Source organism: Fimbriimonadia bacterium (assembly GCA_039961735.1).
GTDB lineage: Bacteria > Armatimonadota > Fimbriimonadia > Fimbriimonadales > JABRVX01 > JABRVX01.
Map to the genome: position 1 here is coordinate 1 of JABRVX010000003.1, position 20,776 is coordinate 20,776.

At 60.7% G+C, this 20,776-nt stretch carries 15 protein-coding genes; 6 read left to right on the plus strand and 9 right to left on the minus strand.

Going from position 1 to position 20,776, the window contains the following annotated elements; translation table 11 throughout:
* From HRF45_00745 to HRF45_00760, 4 genes are all read right to left on the minus strand, one after another.
* The coding region (locus HRF45_00745; protein MEP0765057.1) for a hypothetical protein at positions 1-1,417 on the minus strand (1,417 nt) is incomplete at its 3' end.
* Positions 1,418-1,983: 566 nt separating this feature from the next.
* Entirely contained in the window at positions 1,984-3,918 is a 1,935-nt protein-coding gene (locus HRF45_00750) for a hypothetical protein (protein MEP0765058.1), read from the minus strand.
* 746 nt (positions 3,919-4,664) lie between these two features.
* Entirely contained in the window at positions 4,665-6,776 is a 2,112-nt protein-coding gene (locus HRF45_00755) for a hypothetical protein (protein ID MEP0765059.1), read from the minus strand.
* 339 nt (positions 6,777-7,115) lie between these two features.
* Complete coding sequence (locus HRF45_00760) at positions 7,116-8,951, minus strand: hypothetical protein (GenBank protein ID MEP0765060.1); 1,836 nt, start codon at positions 8,949-8,951, stop codon at positions 7,116-7,118.
* 245 nt (positions 8,952-9,196) lie between these two features.
* Here HRF45_00760 and HRF45_00765 point away from each other — a divergent pair, with 245 nt between their 5' ends.
* Positions 9,197-9,589 (plus strand): hypothetical protein, encoded by a 393-nt coding sequence (locus HRF45_00765; protein ID MEP0765061.1) that lies wholly within the window; start codon positions 9,197-9,199, stop codon positions 9,587-9,589.
* The gene (locus HRF45_00770) at positions 9,577-10,026 is read left to right on the plus strand and encodes a hypothetical protein (protein ID MEP0765062.1); all 450 of its coding nucleotides are present in this window, start codon (positions 9,577-9,579) and stop codon (positions 10,024-10,026) included. Before HRF45_00765 ends, HRF45_00770 begins: the two co-directional genes overlap by 13 nt.
* Positions 10,027-10,454: 428 nt before the next feature.
* Here HRF45_00770 and hemW read toward each other — a convergent pair whose 3' ends face one another.
* Positions 10,455-11,582 carry a radical SAM family heme chaperone HemW gene (gene hemW, locus HRF45_00775; protein MEP0765063.1) on the minus strand — a complete coding sequence of 376 codons (1,128 nt, stop codon included), beginning with the start codon at positions 11,580-11,582 and terminating at the stop codon, positions 10,455-10,457.
* Positions 11,583-11,694: 112 nt separating this feature from the next.
* Here hemW and HRF45_00780 point away from each other — a divergent pair, with 112 nt between their 5' ends.
* Together HRF45_00780 and HRF45_00785 are read left to right on the plus strand one after the other, a co-directional pair.
* Positions 11,695-12,852 carry an amidohydrolase gene (locus HRF45_00780; protein MEP0765064.1) on the plus strand — a complete coding sequence of 386 codons (1,158 nt, stop codon included), beginning with the start codon at positions 11,695-11,697 and terminating at the stop codon, positions 12,850-12,852.
* The gene (locus HRF45_00785) at positions 12,816-13,610 is read left to right on the plus strand and encodes an NTP transferase domain-containing protein (protein MEP0765065.1); all 795 of its coding nucleotides are present in this window, start codon (positions 12,816-12,818) and stop codon (positions 13,608-13,610) included. The genes HRF45_00780 and HRF45_00785 overlap by 37 nt, the downstream gene beginning before the upstream one ends.
* Here HRF45_00785 and HRF45_00790 read toward each other — a convergent pair.
* On the minus strand, positions 13,604-14,683 hold the full coding sequence (locus HRF45_00790) for a hypothetical protein (GenBank protein ID MEP0765066.1): 1,080 nt from the start codon (positions 14,681-14,683) through the stop codon (positions 13,604-13,606). The genes HRF45_00785 and HRF45_00790 overlap by 7 nt on opposite strands.
* A gap of 86 nt (positions 14,684-14,769) precedes the next feature.
* On the opposite strand from HRF45_00790, the gene HRF45_00795 reads away from it, so the two are divergent.
* Positions 14,770-17,424, plus strand: a complete 2,655-nt coding sequence (locus HRF45_00795; protein MEP0765067.1) for a hypothetical protein — start codon at positions 14,770-14,772, stop codon at positions 17,422-17,424.
* A 5-nt stretch (positions 17,425-17,429) separates the two neighbouring features.
* On the opposite strand, the gene HRF45_00800 is transcribed toward HRF45_00795, so the two are convergent.
* Entirely contained in the window at positions 17,430-18,236 is an 807-nt protein-coding gene (locus HRF45_00800; GenBank protein MEP0765068.1) for a tetratricopeptide repeat protein, read from the minus strand.
* Positions 18,212-18,853 carry a threonylcarbamoyl-AMP synthase gene (locus HRF45_00805; protein MEP0765069.1) on the minus strand — a complete coding sequence of 214 codons (642 nt, stop codon included), beginning with the start codon at positions 18,851-18,853 and terminating at the stop codon, positions 18,212-18,214. Before HRF45_00805 ends, HRF45_00800 begins: the two co-directional genes overlap by 25 nt.
* A gap of 218 nt (positions 18,854-19,071) precedes the next feature.
* Here HRF45_00805 and HRF45_00810 point away from each other — a divergent pair, with 218 nt between their 5' ends.
* The gene (locus tag HRF45_00810; GenBank protein ID MEP0765070.1) at positions 19,072-19,680 is read left to right on the plus strand and encodes a PilZ domain-containing protein; all 609 of its coding nucleotides are present in this window, start codon (positions 19,072-19,074) and stop codon (positions 19,678-19,680) included.
* A 142-nt stretch (positions 19,681-19,822) separates the two neighbouring features.
* On the opposite strand, the gene HRF45_00815 is transcribed toward HRF45_00810, so the two are convergent.
* The gene (locus HRF45_00815) at positions 19,823-20,755 is read right to left on the minus strand and encodes a hypothetical protein (protein ID MEP0765071.1); all 933 of its coding nucleotides are present in this window, start codon (positions 20,753-20,755) and stop codon (positions 19,823-19,825) included.
* Between the last annotated feature and the right edge of the window lie 21 nt (positions 20,756-20,776).

The following is a 20,776-nucleotide window of genomic DNA, read 5'->3' on the forward strand; positions in this document are numbered from 1 at the left end:
ACCGTCCTACGCCTTCGCAATTGTCCGATGTCTCCACTTCCAGCTTGTCAACCGGACTGCACACACAGTCGCCAGTTGGGGAAGGATTGCGGAACGTCGGTGGAGTCTTATCCACGTCGAAGGTCCATGTGTAGGTCTTGCTGTTGCCACACTTGTCCGTCGCCACGACTTCGACCGTGTGCAGGCCCCCGGCCAGGTCGAACGGTCCGGGGCACGTGATCGGTGTCCACTCGTCTGGAACCAGGAATTCAGTATTCCTGCACTTCTCGACCCCGTCAAGCTTCAGCACCCAAGTAACTTCGGGACAGTTGTCCTTTAGCTCGAAGCGGAGGTTCTCCACCGGACTGCACACACAATCGCCCTCGGGAGAACCGTTGCGAAGGTCCGGAGGCGTAACGTCAGGATCGTAGATGCAGCAAGCAGACCCTCGCAAACCGTCTGGGTCAGTCACCTCGACCCCGACCTGGGTCCTTCCCAGGAACGTGTACTCGAACTCGATGCAGACCTCTTGTCCGGGTACTAGGCCACCGAATGTTCCAGACCGGATAACTGTCTCACCGGGGTCGAACCGACAGTTCTCGTTCAGATCGAGCCATACCGTATAGCTGTACGTTTTGGTAAAATCCGCGTCGGCGTCACTAACGCAGAAGCGGACGGTCAGCGGGTTACAGCTGCAGCTCGGTGGCGGCTCACAACGTACGGTGGGGGGGATGATCAGTACAAAGGTATCGCTTGCTGAGTTCGTGTTCGGGCCGGTGTAGCAAAACGCCCGCACAAAACCAGCCCCATCCGACGCAGTGACAGTGACCTCATACTGCCCAGGAACCAACGGTTCTGGTGGCCATGCACCTTGCCACTCCGTCCATGTCGCGAGTTGATCAGTCGTGCACGGTTGTATGGGAACCACCCACTGCGATACAATCTGGTCTAGAGGATTCTTGACCGTTACCCGAACCTCGGTCAACCCGGATCCAGGCGGGTCTCCGTTAAGCAGATCCTGTGCTTGGGCCCAGACGCGAGGCGGGGTATCGTTGGGAGTGTAGGTGTCGAACTCAACGGCTGTAACCACGTCAGGGCCCTGTCGGTCCAACACGAAGTCCAGGGTTTGCACAACGGGTGGGGGAGGCGGAGGTAACAGACGGTCCACGAAATCGTAGGGTTCCTCGCCAGGCGGCAGAGGCCAATTTGGGGCCTTGAACAGGAACGCTACGGCGAGCCATCGCCCATCCTCGTAATCAGACCCCGCAACAGCAAAGTCCACGCACTTCACGGCCGTACCCTGGCCGCCAAATGGGAAGTAGTCGCCAGCGAGTTCCAGCTTGCGACCCGCGGGCACATTCTTGAGTGCCTTGATATTGGGAATCGTGGGGGCCCAGTCACTTGACAGCGCCCGACGGTCTACAAGTACGATGAACACACCGACGCCCGGTGTGCATTCGTAGTCAACCTGCACTTCAAACTGGCTAGAGACCCTGGGCGGATCATGGGGGCACACCAGTGTCGCGGGAGGGTTGGTTCTCCCTAGCCGGAGGTTGTCCAGCCCGTTCGTGAAAAGTGGGCCTTGCGACACAGGCGGGGGATTTAGAAGGGGATCCTCTGGAGGCGAAACGGTCTGACTCGAGACAGGACTCGCTCCCCCAGCCCACATTGCTATAGCGGACAAGATTAGCAGTGCTCTGCCAAAAACCATCACATCCACTCTCCTTACCAAAAAGACCGCAATCAATCGGTACTCGGAAAACTACTGTCCAGCAGCTCTACCGTGATTATATCACACGAATGCAATTCCTGCCAGCGTTGACAAATCTTGTTGGGAACCTAACCTGCACCCTCGGGCCCAATGCGTTTGGTACAAGCTTCGGCCACGAGTTCCGTCAATAGCGCAGCGCCCGTGATGCGCGGTTCTTTGCCGCGCATCACGGGGGAAAGGGCGCGCATATGCCCAGGGTGGACGACTCGCGCGCTCTAAGAGCGCGCTTGGAGCTAATCTCGGTTGAAGTTCGTGAGAACAGCGTTCAGGTCGAAGACGGTCAGGAATCCGTCCCCATCGACATCGAGTGCGCTGGGCGCACCCCAGTCATTGGAGGCCAAGAGCAACGCGAGGTCGACCGCATTTATACACCCGTCGTCATTCAGATCGCCTCCATACAGCAGCACGCCGTAGCGATCCAACTGCTGGTGATATGGATTGATGCCAGTGGAGTTGTACGCCGGGAATGTAATATTGGATAGAACGACCCCGCAGTAGTTTTTCGCAGATATCCTTATCGAGTACGATCGGTCCGGCTCCCACTGCCAGCCGCCGCGAGTCACGTAGTACCCGTCAGGGCTCTGGGGAACCATGTCGTCGTAGGCGAGCTCGCCCTCCTCGTTCCAGACCTGAATGCGCAGCAGGCAGCTAGATTGGTCCCCAGGCTCGGGGCCGTCACCGCGCCATCCAACGAGAATAACATGCTGATCGTGTCTTTGGTATTCGAAGGCACCAGCATCTGGCCAAGGGTGACCGGCGGCAGGTCGAGGCATTATACCCTTACTTCGGTCCGAGGCCAAGTAGAACTCGGAAGGCTCACCGAGAGCACACCAATCGATCGCGCTTGAGCCCGGTAGGATTTGATAGGCTAGAGGGTCGTCTGTGAGCCTGCGGTTCAGGAAGCCGTTCCATTGTTGACAAATCTCACTCGTGAACTGCGCCGCAAGGTCGTCATTATGAAACAAGACGCCAGTATTCTCCCAGCTATGTAGCCACGCGAGATACCATATGCAGTTGTCGGACTTCCCGAACATACTCGGGGCATCATTGTGAGCCAACAGCGAGTTACGAAGCCAAAACCTGGACACACCCACTCCAGTCATGATCAGGGGGTCTTCGGCTGTTCGGTTATCTGCGATGGTAAAGTGCCAAGCGTCTATGCTCGTTAGGTCTCCATCAGCCAAGATGGTTGCATATTCGCCCTCGTTGTTCGTGACTATCAGGTTCGATGCCGATGTTCTCGCTCCGTCAGATACCGCAAGCGCCGAGCCACGGACGGCCACGTTACGATTGATGAATGCTCGGGTGATCTTCACGTTCACGCCGCCGTCAATGAGAATGCCGCCCCCTTTCGAGTCTGGCCAGCCCGTGGCAGCGTTGCGCTCGATCCGGCACTCGTCGAGGTCTGCGTTGGCAGACACGCACAGGCCACCCCCGTAACGAGCCGAGTTGTCTGACAGGTACAAGCGGGAGGCCGTGAGGCTTCCCCCAGACACGTAGAGCCCGCCTCCGTACACAAGCGAATGCGACCTAAGTACGCTGACTCTATCGAGAGATGATGTGCACGACAGGAGTGCAATTCCACCACCACTCTGGCCGTAGTAAGGTCGGCAGTCAGTGACCGTAACAGAGGTCATCTGGAGGTCTGAACATTCCTCGGCAAGCATCCCGCCTCCGCGGCTGAAAGCCCTTCCGTTCTTGAGGGAAAGACGGTCAAGGCGCATCCCCTCGCATCGCCTCACTACTAAGCAGTGGCCGAGTTCCCGACCATCGATCACCGTCTCCCCACCGGATCGGTTGTCGTTGTCGGGGGGGTTGAAGTCGGATGTGTCTTCTGTACCGGCAAAGCCGCCGTAGAGCTCCAGCTTGTGCTTGGCGTTGATGGTCAGCCATTCCTTATAGACCCCATCGAAGACGACGGTCTCATCACCCTGATCGTTGCGCTCGACGACCTTGCCTACGATGAAGATGCGGGTGGGAGAGGAGGGGTCGGACGGAGCGGCGGAGATGGCAGCGCCGATGGTGCGTTTGGCAGTGGCCCAAGAAGAGCCGTCGTTGGCGTCGTCGCCGTCCGGGGAGACGTGGATCACGACCCCGGCCAAGGCGGCGAGATGCGATAGCGTGAGGACGAGAGTGCCAACCAGGAAGCGGATGCCGAATCGGTTCACCTTTTCACCCCGGAAAGGGCCGCCGGGCACACTTGCCCGCGGATGCGGCCGTATGGGGGTGCTGTTCCGCCTCCTTGCAGCCGCCCTAACCGGTGGAGGTGCCGGAACAGGCAGGCATTCGTCGGTGGGCGTCTGTGAAAACTAGTAGTGCTACCGGGTAGCCCTGAAGAGCCGTTCGGCATGGCGGGCGGGGTGAGGCGAGCCGGTCGGGCGGGGCCGGTCCGGCGGTTGGAGCCTGGTCTGCAGGTCTCCCACCTCAACACTCTCCCTTCCGCTTCGCTTCGATGGGAGGAGGGTGAGGCAGCGCACGAGGGTGCCGACGAAGCCCGGGGGGTAGGCAAGGAGTCTGCTGTGCGGGACCGAGAGGCCAAGATGGTGGAAAGGGTTGTGGAGTGGGTCAAGAAAAGGTGGGGCTTACCCAGCGTGCGGCCAGCACGCTGGGCTGCCAAAGCAAGTGGCTGCGCGGTCCTTTCCTTTACCAAAAAACTCAAGATGGTCTAGCCTGCTTCCTACGGGCGTCTAGGCCACACTACAACAATGCCGCTGGGCGGTCCGGCCCCGCAGTTCATTAATAATTCTACCTGGTTTCTTGCCGGTAGGTGAAGTAGCGATCCTGCAAACCGGCAAGTTTGCAGGGTGACCGTCAGATTAGTGGTACTTATTGTTACAATTACAAAATATCACAAACAGAACTGCCCACCGAGCAGAAGCCCGGTGGGCAGCGTGCTTCGTCTAGTCCGACTAGACTACGGGTGCCACAGCAGCGAGTTGGCCTGCTCGATGAGCAGACAGCCGATCGGCTCCTCGTCACTGTCAATCAGGTAATGGTGCAACCACCGAACGTCACGCTTGCCGTCCGCCCCGATGAAGGTCCGGAAGTCAACCGCGTACATCCCGATGACCTGCTCGAAGGCAATCAGAGCGTCCAGGTCGTTCGGAATGTCCAGGGCATCGTTGAGTGCCTGGGCCACGTGCGGCGGGATCTTCGGCTTCTGGGTGCGACCCGCAGCCACCGTCGAGAAGTACTCGATGTTGGCGCGAATGACGTCCTTATCGGGCATCTCCACGCACCAGCAGAGGACCTTGGTGATCGGCGGGCCGGTTCGGCCAGTGTTCGGGTCGCGGATGACGTAGGTCACCGACAGCTCGTAGCACGTTCCCGGAGGCGAGAACAGCAGCGAGCGGTTGCCCAAGTACTTGCGGTACGCGGTGTACACGACCGAGTCGTCAATGTTCGCGCTCGTCGCAAAGGCCAGCGTGTACCAGTTGGTGTTTAGGTCCGAACCCGGGCCGAACACGAAGGCACCGCACTTGTAGAGCGGAGTCACCTTGCGCACGTCTACCGCCTGAATGATCAGGTTCTCATCGAACGTCACCCCGTGGCAGTTGAGAATGTCACGGATCGTGAAGCCGTCGAGGTTGATGACCTCGGGTCGGAACGTCCGCTTGGTCTCGTTGTCGAACGGGTCGGTCGTCGTCAGGTTGCCGCGCCAGATCAGGTTCGGCAGAATGACGCATTCGCAATCGCCGGGCGGCTCCTCTTCCTGCTGCAGGCGGAACCGGGTCTGGGTCTGATTGCCACAGGTGTCGGTGGCCGTGATCAGGAAGTCGTGGCAAGCGAAGTCGCCAGGCGTCCACTGAACGGAGCCGCTGGTGCCCGAGCCGTTGGTCGGGTTGAGGCCCGTGGTCCCGCCGTCCACGGTGATGGTCCAGTTGCTCGCCTCACTAATCGTGAACGAGATGGCAACCGTCGGCCCCTTCACCAGCTTGCACTGGCCCGGGTCGGTGATTACCGGAGTGACCACCGTGATCACCGGGTCCGTATTGTCGGTGGAGAAGGCCGACTGGCTGAAGCCGACGTTGCCGCACTCGTCACGAACTTCCACGCGCAGCGTGTGGTTGCCATCCGCCAGCGTGGTGGTGTCGAAAGCGAGTGTGGTCTCGGTGGGCAGCAGGGTCGCTTTCAGCACGCCGTCCACGTACACCTTCGTGTCCACCAGTGCGGTGGTTGGCGGGCTATTGTTCACGCTCCAGTTGAAGTTGACCGTGCCCCGCAGGCAGCTACCAGGGCTCTGAACGTTGACGACCGGCGCGGTCGAGTCCACGGTGAATTCGAGCGTTCGGACGGTCACGTTCGGTCCACTCTTGCAAACGTCGGGCGGCAAAAAGCCGGCGGCATCTGCAACCTCGAACTGAATGGTATAGATACCGTCCGCGAGCAAGGCCATGTCAATCGTGCGGTTCACGTTCAGCGGGCTCGAAGCTGCGCCATGGGACTCGTTGGCGATACCGTTGCCGGTCAGGCTCCAGGAGCTGAAGCCGCTGGCATCCGTCGCGTTCGCGGTGAACTGAACGTTGGTGTCGCCGTTGTTGTAGCAACCCTTGTCCGGGTTCAGCGAAATTGACGCAACTGGCGCGGTCTTGTCCAGAACGATCTGGATCACATCGCTGAAGATCGTGGCGTTCGTCTGCATGTCGTAAATACGCGCAGTGCAGGTGTAAGTGCCGTCCGGAAACGGCCCGCCCACCGCGAAGTCCGCGCACGGAGGCCACAGGCCCGGAATACCACCATCCGGGAACGTGGGTCCGCTAATGAACTTGGTCTCGCCCGTTCCGTTGCGCACGCACCGGAGGTCCAGCGCGAGACCCGGCGATATGGCAGTGTGGCTGATGGAGAACTGTACCGAACTCGTCACCTTCTGGCCATCCGCAGGCGAATCGATGTTCAGCTCGTTAAGGTCTCCAAGCTTGCCGACCTGTCCTAGATTGCCAGGCTCTCCAGGGCGAATGACCTGAGAGTGCACCGCAATCGCGGACAGAAGCAGCAAGCTGCAACACAGGAGTCGTATTGGCTGCATTACCCTCTTCCTTCCGTTCTAACAATTAGAGATAGCGAAACTGCCGTCGTCCCGATAGATCGGGAAACCCACGGCGCGCCCCTCTCTCCCTCTCGAGCCGCAGGCCCGCGAGGATGCTGAAAAGCACAAAACCGTTTCACACGGCATGCGGTCCGAGCAACCGAGTCGCACCGAACCTACCACCCTATATTCTACATGCAGTTTTGCCGTACGTCAATCTTCTTGTGTAGAATTAGCACAGTCCGGTTTTCTTACCTGAGCGCAAAGGCACGGTGAAATGCGCCCTCTGCGTGCCAGTATTGATACGAGGTTGCGAGTGCGACCGTGCGATAGGTTACTTTAGTCACCCAGCGCACCGAAATTCGCGAGCACCGTGCTCATGTCCGGCACGTCTACCGACCGATCGCCGTTGATGTCTCCCGGCGTAGGCCCGATCGCACCGAACGTGCTCATGATCAGGTTGAGGTCCTGAAGGTCCACCCGATTGTCGTCGTTCGCATCGCCGGGGATCAACGTAACGTTCACCCCGGTAGATCCGTGCGCCGGAAGCGCAGGGACCACGATCTGTCTGGTCAGATATCCCTTGGCCGAGATTCGGATGGTCCACGGGCCGCTCTGCGGCGCAAAGACATCTCCGGGTAGCACATAGAAGCCAGCTTCACACTGCGGCACCCAGGCGTCCAGAACTAGCCGACCGTCTCCATCTTGCGCACGGATTCGCAGCAGAGCCGACGACTGGTCGCCGTTGCCCTGTGGACCACGCCAGCTCGACATGGCCACGTATTGGGCTACGGCCTGATACTCGAAGCAGCCCTTGTCCGGATACGGCGTTCCGTAGCCGCTCGAGTCCACGGGTCGAGGTGCCCCGCAATAGTCGAACTGCACTTCCACGTACCCATAGTCCCGAACCAAGCTGTCTGGGCGAAGATTGTAGCTCCACGGCACATCCAGGAAGAGCCTGTTGACGTAGCGGGGGTCAACCTGAGTCGTCGTCGGTCCGGCAGCATTCAAGTCTTGGGGGAGCGAGAATGGCGCCACAGAGTTCATGTAGAAGTTGCCGTACGACCAGTAGTAGGAAACCGAGGCGTCCCTCCCAACGGCGGCCTCGGGGCCCGTATTGAATGTGATGTTCTCGTTGCGGATCGTTCCAGAGGCCTGATCGTAGAAGTACATCACGCTGTTCCCGACCGTGGAGACGTTGTCGGAGTACGTGTTGTTGACCAGCCGGGGCCAGGTTCCGGAATTGCGCACCAAGACTGCGGCTACCCCAGCCGTGTTTCGGGTGATGAGGTTTGCGTAGATCTTCGTATTGGTGCGGTTTAGGATGTCGAGTGCTGCCCCTGCACCAGCCTGATTCTCTGTAAACCAGTTCCTTTCGATCTGCACTTGCTGCACGGTGCGCAGCCAAGCGCCTCCGCCGCCCTCCAGTCCACCACAGGTCGCGACATTCCGGCGAAACACGCATGACCGCACGTACCCGACTCCCCCCTCGAGGGCGAGCCCGCCACCTTTCGAAGCGACGTTGTCTTCGAAGGTCACTCGCGTTAGGTAGACATCGGCACCAATCGCTCTCATCCCACCACCGACATCTGCCGATACGCACCTCCGTATTATGGTGTCCGTGATCGTAATGGATCCGTTCGAGGCATAGATGCCACCGCCGGAGTTGTTGGTGCTGGATGTGCAGTCTTCGAGAACGCAGTCCGTTAGCGTGAGGTTGTTCGCCGAGGCTGCATACAGGGCGCCACCGAATCCCACGGCATTACCATTGCGCAGCGTAAGCCGATCGAGGAGTACGTCGGCGACGAAGTTGATCCGCATCGGGCGTCCAGATAGCGCTGCATCAATGACCGTGGCGCTGCCTCGCCGCTCCTCGAGCGACGTCTCGTCTCCCAGAAAACCACCGTAGATACGGAGGCCGGCGGTCTGGATCACGATGTTCTCCTGGTACACGCCTTGCCGCACCCAGATCTCTGCTCCCTGGGGAGCAACGGCTACCGCCTGACCGATAGTCTTGAATGCTGTGGCCCAACTACCGCCCCCCATGTCGTTCCCAGTAGGCGAAACGTAAATCACCGCAAAGGTCGGAACGAAGAAGGCGAGGAGGGCAACGCATGCAGAGGTGGCGCGAGTGGCCCCTAATATGAGCCGCAGAACCGGACGAGATTGTTTCAACAGACCCAACACCCCGAAAGAGCAATCCCAGCGGGCGGAAAACTGCGGACCGTGCCCAGCACCGGCGGCGGCCACGCCGAACCTCGTCTATATTATCATAGGATTGCCGTGCTCCCTGTGAGCCTGCCCGCCCACAGCCGATCGTCGTCGGCTGTTCAGACGCGGAAACGACCCGGCGTGTTCCTAAGGCGGCGCCTCGGCTCGGCTCGGGACAGTCCATCTGGTACCATCCGAACGAAATCGGGATGTCACGTTCTTCACTCTCTCTTGCCGTCGCAGTGATTTTGAGCGTCACCGTGTTGGGTGTGTTTTCCACTCATCAGTGGCATGGCCCCGTCGGCACGCTGCAGCGCTACTTGCTTGCGGCGATGGAAGGCGACGGAGCAACGATGGAAAGGCTCGAGTACCCGCCGACTTCGCTCTTCCGCACCCGCTTGATGCACGGCTACCGGGGAGCCCGCAATGTGAACATCCGAGCCGAAAGACAGGTAGGCGAGTACAGAGTGTGGATCAACACGGAGATCTATAATCCGCGCTATCGGCAGATAATCGTTATGTCTTGGGTGATGATCAGAACGCCGGAAGGCTGGAAGGTGGATATCCCGAAAACGATCCAGGTGAACCCATGGGCGCGGTGATCCGAAGGCGACTCAAGTGGACGACCGTGGTCGGATGGGTTGTCGCGCTGGCTATGATAGCCGCGATCGTACTGCTGATCTTCACTATCGGCAACTCACCGGTCTCGGCAGTCAACGAGTTCCTTACCGCCCTACGCGTGCGTGACGTGAATCGGCTCTCCGCGGTCACCTGGCTTCCAGAAGGCAGCCCGCCTGCGGAGGAGCAATGGCGCGAGATCTTTGCCGAGGTAAAGCCGTTGCCCATCTCGCACGTAGAGGAGCCGCTCATGGCTTCCATCACCGGAGACACTGCGCTGGTGAAGATGCTGGTGCGTATTCACGACCGCACGCCGCCGCAGGAGAGAGAAATCCAGTTCTTCGTGCGACGCGTGAACGGCAAGTGGAAGGTAGACGTGACGCGACTCGTCCGCGACCCCTTCGAAAAACTGCCTCTCTAGCGGGTTCAGCCTCAGCCCCGTCCCGAGCTCGCGCAAATCCGGCAATGCCAGCCGGCGGATGCCCGAACTTTCCGACCCCATCGAACCGAATATTTAATGGAGCGCAATGAAGCGCCCCGGAGCGGTTCCCCAAGGCGCGGGGATGCCGAATCACGGAATCCGTGTTAGAATGATATGGAGGTGACGGAAGGATAGAAGAGACGCTGAACAACTTGGTCGCCGGCTTCGGCGAGAATGTCGAATAGCTCCGAGGAGCGACTTCGATAGGCCAACAAGTGGTGCAGGGGATCCCAACGACGGGGGAACCGTAGGTACTGCAAAGACAGTGGAGCTTCTATCGCTCCGTGGCGACCCGCCAAGCCGGCGACCAGACCACAATCGCGGCTTGCATCCGACCCAGGTGGTCGGTTTTTCGCTTTCTGCACACCTCACGGCAGCAGACGCATGGTCACCGAGTCGTGAAACTTCAGTCCCTCGCGCGTGAGGCGCACACTGCACTCGTCGACCTCCACCCAGCCCTTTTCTTTCAGATCGTTAAGAGCTGAAGCGAGCCGCGCTCTCGAATCGGGGACACGGCTTTCCAATCGCTCGAAGGGTACGCCCTCTATCACGCGAAGCCCGACCATCAGCGTCTCCGCGAGCCACAGGTCCTCGCCCACCTTCTCGCGCTCCTCGACGTGGTCCCGAGCCTGTAGAACTGCAGCCGCATAACGCGCAGGGCTCCGCAAGTTCTTGCGCCTTTCGCCATCGAGATACGAGACCGCTCCCGGGCCGAACCCTGCGTAGGGCTCGTTGCGCCAGTACGACAGGTTGTGCTCGCACTCCCGACCGGGCTTCGCGTAGTTGGAGATCTCGTATCTCCTTAGGCCAGCAGCCGCACATAGCCTCTCGGCTTCCTCTTGCATCGCAATCTGCACGTCCTCGTCGGGAAGGTCGAGTAGACCATGCCGGTCCAGTGCGGCGAAGCGGGTGCCAGGCTCAATGGTGAGGCAGTAAAGTGACAGGTGCTCGGGCTCGAACGCCAGTGCGGCCTTTACACTCTCGATCCAGCGGCCCAACGTCTGACCAGGCAGCGCATACATCAGATCGAGACTCAGATTGCCAAAGCCGGCACGGCGAGCAGCACACACGGCTCGCGATATCTCGCTCGACGAGTGCACCCGCCCCAAGGTACGAAGCTCGTGATCGTGGAAGCTCTGCGCGCCGATGCTGATCCGGTTGAAACCCATCGCCCGAAGTGCCGTAAAGCGCTCGGCGTCAACTGTGCCCGGATTCGCTTCTGCCGTGATCTCTGCCTCGGTCGTGATGTCGAACGTGCTGGTCAATGCAGAAAACAGCCGCTCCAGCCGCTCCACCGAGAGAAACGTTGGCGTGCCCCCACCGAAGAAAACCGTCCCGACCCGCGCCCCTCTCATCTCCGAGCGGCGAATCTCCAGTTCGCAGGCGCGGGTGAATGTCTCGTGTTCCTCCTCCGGCCGAGCGTACGAGTTGAAGTCGCAGTACGGACACTTCGACGGACAGAAAGGCGTGTGAACGTAAACGGCCAGTTCCCCCACGAATCGACTGTACCTGCGGCGAAGCGGCGCGATCTGCTCACGGTATCCTATGTCCGCACCGCATCCGAAGTCTTCGTCTGCGGCGCCGACGAGACACGGGAGGCTCCAAAAGATGCAACCCGACCTAACCGACCGAATCCAGAAACTGACGCCGGACTTGATTGATCTCCGGCGCGATCTGCACGCACACCCCGAGATCGCATTCGACCTACCGCGGACTTCGGGCATCGTCGCAGAACGGCTCCAGTCGCTCGGCCTACAGACCAAGACTGGCGTAGGCGGATGCGGCGTCACGGCCCTCATACCATCCGACGGCGGCGGGCCCACCATCGCACTGCGCGCAGACATGGACGCTCTCCCGATGGAAGAAGAAACCGGGCTTCCCTACGCATCACAGATAGCTGGGGCGATGCATGCGTGTGGTCATGACGGTCACACCACCATGCTGCTTGGAGCGGCATCGGTGCTTTCGGACCTACGAGAGCGACTTCCGGGGCCGGTGCTTCTCATCTTCCAGCCCGCCGAAGAGATCGTGCGCGGAGCCGACGCCATGATTCATGACGGAGCGCTGGACGATCCTCGCCCCGCAGCGATCTTCGGGCTGCATGGTTGGCCCGGCATCCCGGTGGGCACCGTCGGTCTGCGAGAAGGCCCGCTCATGGCCTCGGCAGACACATGGGATGCCGTAATCCGGGGCAAGGGGGGTCATGCGGCACATCCGGAAGGCACGAGCGACCCCATCGTCGCCGCCGCGCACTCGATCACGGCGTGGCAGACCATCGCCTCGCGCCGTACCCCTGCCGTCGCCTCCGTAGTCCTTACCGTTACGCGCATAGAGGCGGGAAGCGCCTACAACATCATTCCGCCAGAGGCACGCCTGTCCGGCACTTTCCGCACCCTGTCCGCGGAGATGCGTGAGCGCGTTCCGCAGCTGATGACCGAGATCGGATCCAACATATGCCGAGCCTTGGGCTGCTCCTTGGAGCTTACGGTTACGCCAGGCACCACGGTTACTGTCAACCATGGCGGTCTGGCACGGCACGTAGCGACGGTGCTGGGCGAGGATCGCGTGCGTTGGGTGGATGCACCTTCGATGGGAGGCGAAGACTTCGGCCGCTTTGCCGAAGTAGTACCCGGTTGCTTCCTTTGGCTCGGCCTAGGAGACCGCCCATTCTGTCACCACCCTGGCTTCGATTTCGCAGACGAAGCTCTGCCGGTCGGTGTCGAAGTGCTGTGCCGGCTCGCACTTCACCCACTCCCTCCGCTGTGAACGCCGTCGTCGTCGCGGGTGGGTTCGCTTCTCGGGACCTCGCTGACGTCGCCGGTGAGCATCGAAAAGGGCTGATCCGCCTCGGCGGCCGCGAGGCGCTCTACTACGTTCTCGAGGCCCTTCAGGGTTCGCGGGGCGTGGACAAGATAGCTCTGGTCGGCCCAGAAGAGATGGAATCGCTTGCCAACGGGGTGACCTTCGTCGCCGAAGGAACGAACGTTTCGCAAAACATCCTGCGTGGCATCGGCGCACTCGGCATGGAGGAAGTAACCGAGCCCGTGCTCGTAATCCCCTCCGACTTACCACTATTGCGGTCGGAAGACATCGAGGGTTTCCTGGCTCGCCTTCCAAGCGGGTTGGGAGCCGCGGCGTCTTTCGTACGGCGGGAACGCGTCGAACGAGAACAACCCGGGGCGCCTTATACCTACATCAAGGTGCGAGAGGGCCAGTTTGCCACAGGTGGCATCACGATGGTCACGCCTGCAGTGGCGAGATGCCTGGCGGACCTGATTCAGCAGCTGCACGAGTCGCGCAAGTCACAGCTTCGCGTGGCACTGATGTGTGGGCTCGGACTGCTCGTTCGATTCCGGCTGGGCCGTCTGCGGATTGACGAAGGTGTACGAGCTGTACGCCGACTCGTCGGAGAAGACGTCTGGGTCGATCTCGACGCGTCGCCCCGCACTTCGCTCGACTTGGACGGACCAGAGGACTACCTATACTTACGCGACAACTGGGATCGCCTCCGGTCTCCTCAGTAAGTCCAGTTCTGCCGGAAGACGTCGAGCGCGTACCGATACGTGTCGTATCGGATGTTCGGCGGGATGGAGTGATCCGAGTGGAAGAAGTAGGGGACCCGCATCTCTCGCATTGCCCGCACCTTCGTAAGTACCTCGGCTTCGACGCGTGTCTTGTCGTTCGTGGTCAGCTCGACCACGTTAATGTTGCCCATGAACGCAAGGCGGTCGCCGTATTCCCGAGCGAGTTCCACCACGTCACATCCAGCCTTAGCCTCCATTGGCTGAAGGCAGTCGTACCCGGCTTCAATGATGATGGGAACTGCCTGCCGTACATCCCCGCACGAGTGAAGGATGACGGGCAGGCCGTACTCCTTGAGGAACCCAACCAGTTCGCGCTCGTAGGGCAGAATCAGCTCACGGAGTGTAGCAGGTGAGCAGAACAAACCGTTGCTGAAGCCGAGGTCCTCGTAGATGAACATCCCGTCCGGAAGGCCCGCCTCGCGGAACAGGTAGTCGAAGTGCAGCCGGTAATGTTCCAGATACACCTGACAAAAGTCACGGATCAGGTCGGGCTCTAACAGGAGTGCGGGAAGGAAGTTCTGGTCGCCCATCGTGGCGCGAAGCAACTCGAACACGAATAGTTGACCGTACACCGTGAAGCGTCCCTTTTCTCGTGCCGATGCGAGCCGCTTGCGTACCTCCTCGATGTCACCCAGACGGCTGGGGTCTAAGGTAAGCAACGGCTCTCGGTACCGCTTCCAGGTGTCCCAGTCGGTAACGGCGAAGTCGACGTGCTCTGGAGTCCCGGACTTGCCCTTCCAATAGCGCAGCGTCGCCCCCCGACCGTCCCTCCGGAGGATCCACTCGTCGGTCTCCTCTAAGGTCTCCGTGGTACCGTGAAAGGGCTCGGTGTTGAACCAGCCGCCACAGTTCTCGATGTCGTAGTCGAAAACGTCCTCAGGGGCGGCCCCTTCGGGATAGCCCTGGCTGGGCCATGCGTCCCGCAGCGTCTCTTCCCACCAGTGCTCATACACTCCCATGCGTTCAGAGATCTCGTGTCGCAGAAGGGCTTGTACGACTTCTCTCGGTTGCATAAGGATCTCCCGGTGCGAACAGGTGTCGGCAGGGATTTCTGGGTCGGCAGGCGAACTCCTGTTCATCCCTCTTGTTGGAGGCCCACGTGCCCAAAGGACGCCTGAATCTCGCCACGTGGATCCGCACACTCACGGAGCGGACTGTGCCGCGCGAGTACACGGGAGAAGACCTGCGTTGCGTCGCCATGCCGCTTGGTGGCATCGGCACTGGCAGCATCGCTATCTGCGGAGACGGTAGTCTGCGTCAGTGGCAGGTAGTGAACCAGGTCAACCACATCGCTTGCGTGCCCGATTCCTTCTTCGCTGTGTGGGCTCGACAGCGTGGCATGGAACCGGTGGCGAAGCTGCTGCAATCGGCGGCCTTTGCAGAGAATGGCTTCGATCCCGCCCCGGCGGTCAGCGACCACTATGTGCCTCCGACCCTGGTCCGCCGACTCCGCCGCCTGCCCTGCGTGGAAGAGACCCGGTTTGCAGGCGAGTACCCCATCGCCCGCCTCACTTACCTGGACCATGCGCTGCCCGTTGACGTTTCCATGGAGGCGTTCAGCCCGTTCAAGCCGTTCGACGCAGAAGCATCGGGAATCCCCGCCATCCTGTTCACCTTTCGCGTGAAGAACCGTACCAAGGACCGCGTAGCGGCAGCGATCATGGCTGGCCTGCAGAACTTCGTCGGTTGGGATGGTGTAAGCCTGATGAGCGGCGTGCAGAACCCTGGATATGGCGGCAATCAGAACATACTGCACCGTACGGCAGGGTGCTACACCCTGGAGATGGTGTCGTCGCGCCTACAAGATGACCACCCGCACTGGGGGGAGCTGGCGTTGGCAGCCCTTGCAGACGATGTTAGCGCCCTGCCCCAGTGGGACGACATCGAACAGATGTGGCACGACTTTCAGCCCGACGGCGCCTTCCCCGCGGTTTCCGGCATCTCTCCGAGCGCACCCTGGCGCACATGGAACGGATCACTCGCGGCGAAGTTCGAACTGCAGCCGCAAGAAGTGCACGAGGTCACCTTCGTGCTGGCATGGTACTTCCCGAACCGCATGGTGAACTGGCGTCAGCCTGCAGGCATCGTACGAGACGAGAAGAGCCGCTTCTGGCTCGGGAACTACTACAACCGATTCGGCTCGGTGGCCGCGGTCGTGCATCACGTGCGTGAGAACTTCGGTCGCATGCGTGAGGACGCTAGGCGGTTCGTCGAGACGATGTACCAATCGTGTCACCCCTATTGGTTGCTCGACGCTGTCACCGCAAACATCGTTCCCGTCCGGACGAACATCTGCCTGCGAACCCAGAAGGGCGAGTTCTTCGGTTTCGAGGGAGGGTGCGGCGCGTCCACCGATAGCATGAGATCGGTGGGTGGATGCTGCCCACTGAATTGCACCCATGTGTGGAACTACGTACTGACAGTTGGGAGGCTATGGCCGGAACTCGAGCTCTCCATGCGTCGCACGGATTGGCTCGTCAACCAGCACCCCACCGGATACCTGCCTCATCGAACCCCACTGCCAGAGTACCTACCACGGCTGTGGGATATGCCCATCGGTGGACCACCCAATCCCGCACTGGACGGCTTGTTCGGAGCCGTGCTGAAAACGCTACTCGTGTATCAATCCACTGGAGACAAGAGCATACTGGAGACGCTCGTGCCACGAGTGTTCCTCGCGATGGACTACGTGATGGAAAAGCACGACACCGACGGGGACGGTGTCCTGAAAGGCGAGCAGCCAAATACCTACGACATCCACATCTATGGACCTAACACCTTCATCGGCTCGCTGTATCTGGCTGCCCTCTTGGCGGCTGCCAAGCTGGCAGAGGCGACGGGGGAGAACAAGCGTGCGGCACGATATCGAGACCGTTCGGAGAAGGGGTCCAAGGGCTACGATACGTTGTGCTGGAACGGCTCCTACTATATCCAGGTAGTGGACCTCGAGGAACACCCAGAGTATCAGTATGCAGAAGGCTGCGCATCCGATCAACTACTGGGTCAGTGGTGGGCACACATCTTGGGACTGGGTTACGTGTTGCCGCAAGAGCACGTACGAAGTGCACTCAAAAGCATCTTCGAACGAAACTTCCGCGACGGGTTCGAGGGCTTCGTTCAGGAGCCGAGAGTGTTCGCGTCGCCGAACGATCGTGGTCTGCTCGTGGCATCGTACGAACCTGGGAAGCGACCGAAGGTGCCGCTGCTCTACTCGGACGAGGTGTGGACCGGTATCGAGTATGCAGTCGCCGCGCTAATGCTACACGAAGGACTGACGACCGAGGGCCTCGCAATCGTGAAGGCCGCCCGCGATCGCTACGATGGGTACGAACGCAATCCCTGGAACGAGGTCGAGTGCGGCGACCACTATGTACGACCGATGAGTAGCTGGTCGCTCCTAGACCTGACGTCTGGTGTGGTATACGACGCGCACGAAGCGCGAATCCGCTTCCGGCCAACCTACCAGCGGGAGGAGTTCTGCGGCTTCTTCACGGCAGGCAGGTCCTACGGCTTGTACCGTCAAACACTCAAGCCCAACCGGCTGGACGCAGCCATCGAGGTGGCCGATGGCGAGCTCGCGTTAGAGGAGATCGTCCTGGAGGTGCCTGGTCAGAAACACGCGGGTGAAGTGTTGCTGGATGAAACGCCATGTGCCGCCAAGATGACACGTGAAGGGGATGATGTGCGAGTCAAGCTCTCCTCGCGCTGGTCGCTCGCTGGAGGGCAAACACTAACACTCCGCCTCTCGACCTAGCATTGCTACCGTATTCCGTCCCCCATCACACTGGTTGCCCTGCTGTACGCTTTCGGATCCAGCTTCAGGAGCCGGGCAGCCGCCTCCTTGCGAGATGCATCACTCGGCCGTGCGGTTTCCAGACAACGGACCAAGTGCTCGATTGCAGCAGGCTTGTCACCCATGCCTTCCAGCGCAATACCTAGGTGTAGCAGCACTTCGGAGTTGTCGGGATACAATTCGAGGGCTTGCTTTAGCTGCTCGACCGCCTCTCGATACCTACCAGCTTTGCACAGCGCCCAGCCCATGGTATCACGTGCCTCGGGACGATCCGGTCTCGCCGCCACGGATCTGCGTGCGAGGTCGAGCCCTCGCGGTATGTCCTTTTCCGTGTCAACTAAGAAGAACGCGAAGTCGTTCAGCACCTGGGGGTCCTCGGGGGCCATTTCGAACGCGATCTCGAACTCGGTGATTGCCGCTTCGTTATCGCCCTGGGCGAAGGAGTCGGCGGCTATCAGCCGATGCACCTGTGCCTGATCCGCTTTGCTGAGGTTCGGCATCGCAGTAAGCGCCCGTTGCATCACCCGTCGCGCGTCCTCGAAGTGCCCGGCGAAGGCATAGGACCGTCTGAGCCGTTGATAGGTGTCCAGGTCGCCGCCCCCGCGCGCCAGGATGCTGTCTTCCAGGGCCCTCGCTTTGTCCATATTGCCGGCGCGCGCTGCGATGTCGTGTTGCTGGGTGAGCGGTGTGTCGTCTCTCGTAGGTGCGCTGCGGCAACCCCCGAGCATACTGGCAAGCAGGATCACGACTAGCCAAAGGTAGCTTGTAGGCATTTCCTCACCTGTTCCTCTGAGATGGCACCGACTCGCAAAACCTTCGGGCTGTCCCCTGTTACGTCCACGACCGTCGAGGGGGTGCCCAGCGGGGACGGTCCACCCGAAAGCACCATCTCGACGGCGGGCCCGAACGTGGTAACGATCTCCTCGGCGCACAGTGCCGGCGGCGAGCCCGTCTTGTTCGCGCTGGGGCATGCGACCGGCCCACCGAATGCCGACAAGAGCGCCAGCGCCACCGGATGATTCGGCACCCTGACACCCACGCTGCCACCCGCACCGCGAGCCCGACGTGCAATCCTCGGATCACCGGGGACGACCACCGTAATGGGGCCGGGTGAGAAGGCATCGAACAACCGCCTCGCAGCTTCTGGCAGCGGCTCCGTCCACCATGGAGACTCCGGCCGAAATACCTGAATCGGAAACGGGTGGCTTTCGTTACGGCCTTTCAGCTCGGCCAGACGTTCACAAGCGGACGGATTCGTCGCGTCGCAGGCAAGACCGTACACGGTCTCGGTGACATACGCGACTATACGACCGGCACGCAGAAGGGCTGCCGCCTCCCGGACCTCGTTTCTAACCTCCGTAATGTCGTCGTCGAGCGTTGCCACGCGCATTCCACGCCTCTATACCGCATTGTCGGCGCGGCCATGACCCGATTGGCACGAAGCTTGCTGCAGATTGGTGGAGCGACCGCACCCCGCAATCAGAGGGAGCGGCGCCATCTCGATTGCTTGCGCGCCGGACTTGGCGCGACGGTTTGTTTGGCGAAAGGAGAGCCTAGCTCTGCGAGCCTGCGCTGCCGCGCGTGTCCAGGCGCTGATTGGAGTGCGCTATGGAATCCGTGCGGCTGGTATTGGCTGAGAAGAGCATAGCTCTGCAGAAAGTGCTGCAAGCAGGGCTGGAGAGGCTCGACTTTCAAGTAACTCCCGTCCGTACCCTTTCAGCTGCGCTCGCGGCTTGCATTGAAGGAAGGGTGCAAGCTTTGGTCCTCGACGAAGACCTAGTGAACGGGGCCTCGCTCGCCCTCGATCCCTACATCACGCTCGTTATGATGACGGATGCCGCTCCCCCGGATACTCCCTGCCTATGGATTCGCAAGCCCTTCGACCCTGCATTGCTTGCCGCATTCCTGCAGCGGCGTTGTCGGCACCAGCACGCGCAATACGACCGCCGCCACCACTATCGCGAGCAGGTCCGCAGTTCGGCGGTGGTTGTGGCAGAGAAGACCGGTATCACCACATTCTCCGAGCTGCTCGACCTGAGCCCCGACGGCTGCAGCGTCTTCTGCAGCCACGGGGCGAGCGAGGGCGACATCGTGCAGATGCTCTTGCGGGTAGGTAGGTGCGAACGGGCGCTGCGGGGCGTGGTGCGCAACGCCCGGCTGGTGGTCACTGAAGACGGCGAACTCCGCCGTGCCATCGGCGTTGAGTTCGTAGAGTAACCTCCGCACCGCGTGCCCGAGGCTCGATGCTGACTCCAATGACCGCGCCAGGGCATGCTTTGGCAATGCCATGGGCCCGCCACCTCACGACGCATACGCGTATCTGCGAGCAGGGCTCGTCGGTTCAGATGGCCACGGATGGCTACGAGTGTTTCCTCCTAAGCGCGAGTAAGACCGTACATCCCGCTGCCACGGTCGCCAGTGCTCCCGGCTCGGGAACCGGTACGAAGGCGCCGAAAACCCCCGGGTTCGAGAAAGTCCGGATGTGGTTTAGATTCGAGTCCAAGAGAACCGTCCCGCCGTTCGCCATCAGCATCACCAAGCCATCGTCGCTCAGACGGACGTCCGTGGACCAGCCCGACACGTTGTAGCTCGCGAGTAACTGCATCGTTGGCGAGAGTTTCATCACTCCCCCGTACAACTGCGAGACATAGACGTTGCCTGCAGCATCGACTGCGATACTCCGGTTCGTGAACGTGGGATTCGGTGGCGAGAAGGTCTGGACGCTCGTAAGCGCCCATGGATCGAAGCTCTCGATCTCGGTTCCACTCGGGCTACCAGAACCCCACAACGCATACAGCAGCCCCTCCTGTCCCGCAACGACGTCTATGGAATCATCCTGTGGCGCGAACCGTGTCCATGTTCCATCGGTCAGGTCCAGTCGGACTATCCCGTTCGCTTCGCCGCCGCCATACGTGAAGCAGTCGCTGGCAAATACGTAGTTGCCGAATGTCGTCACCTTGCCCATCGTCACGTTGTTCACCGTGGAGAGCCCCGGCACCAGATAATGACTCCAAGTTCCTGTGTTCATCCTGAGGTGCGAAATCGCGGCTTGGAAGGTTCCGTTGAAGACCACCAAGTCTCCGCTTGAGGTAACGGCTATTCCGCGAGGCCCACCATCGCCTCCGGGTGCTTGCGGGACCGACAGACTCTGAACTAGGCTGCCTTGCCGTGTGTACTCGAACACCAGGCCGCCGCCACACACGAGGATGTTGCCGTAAGCGAACGGCTGGAGGGCCGACGCTGCACTCAGACACAGCCCAAGCGCGGCGCTAGTGACGACCAAGCGTTTCATGTTTGCATCTCCTGACTGCAC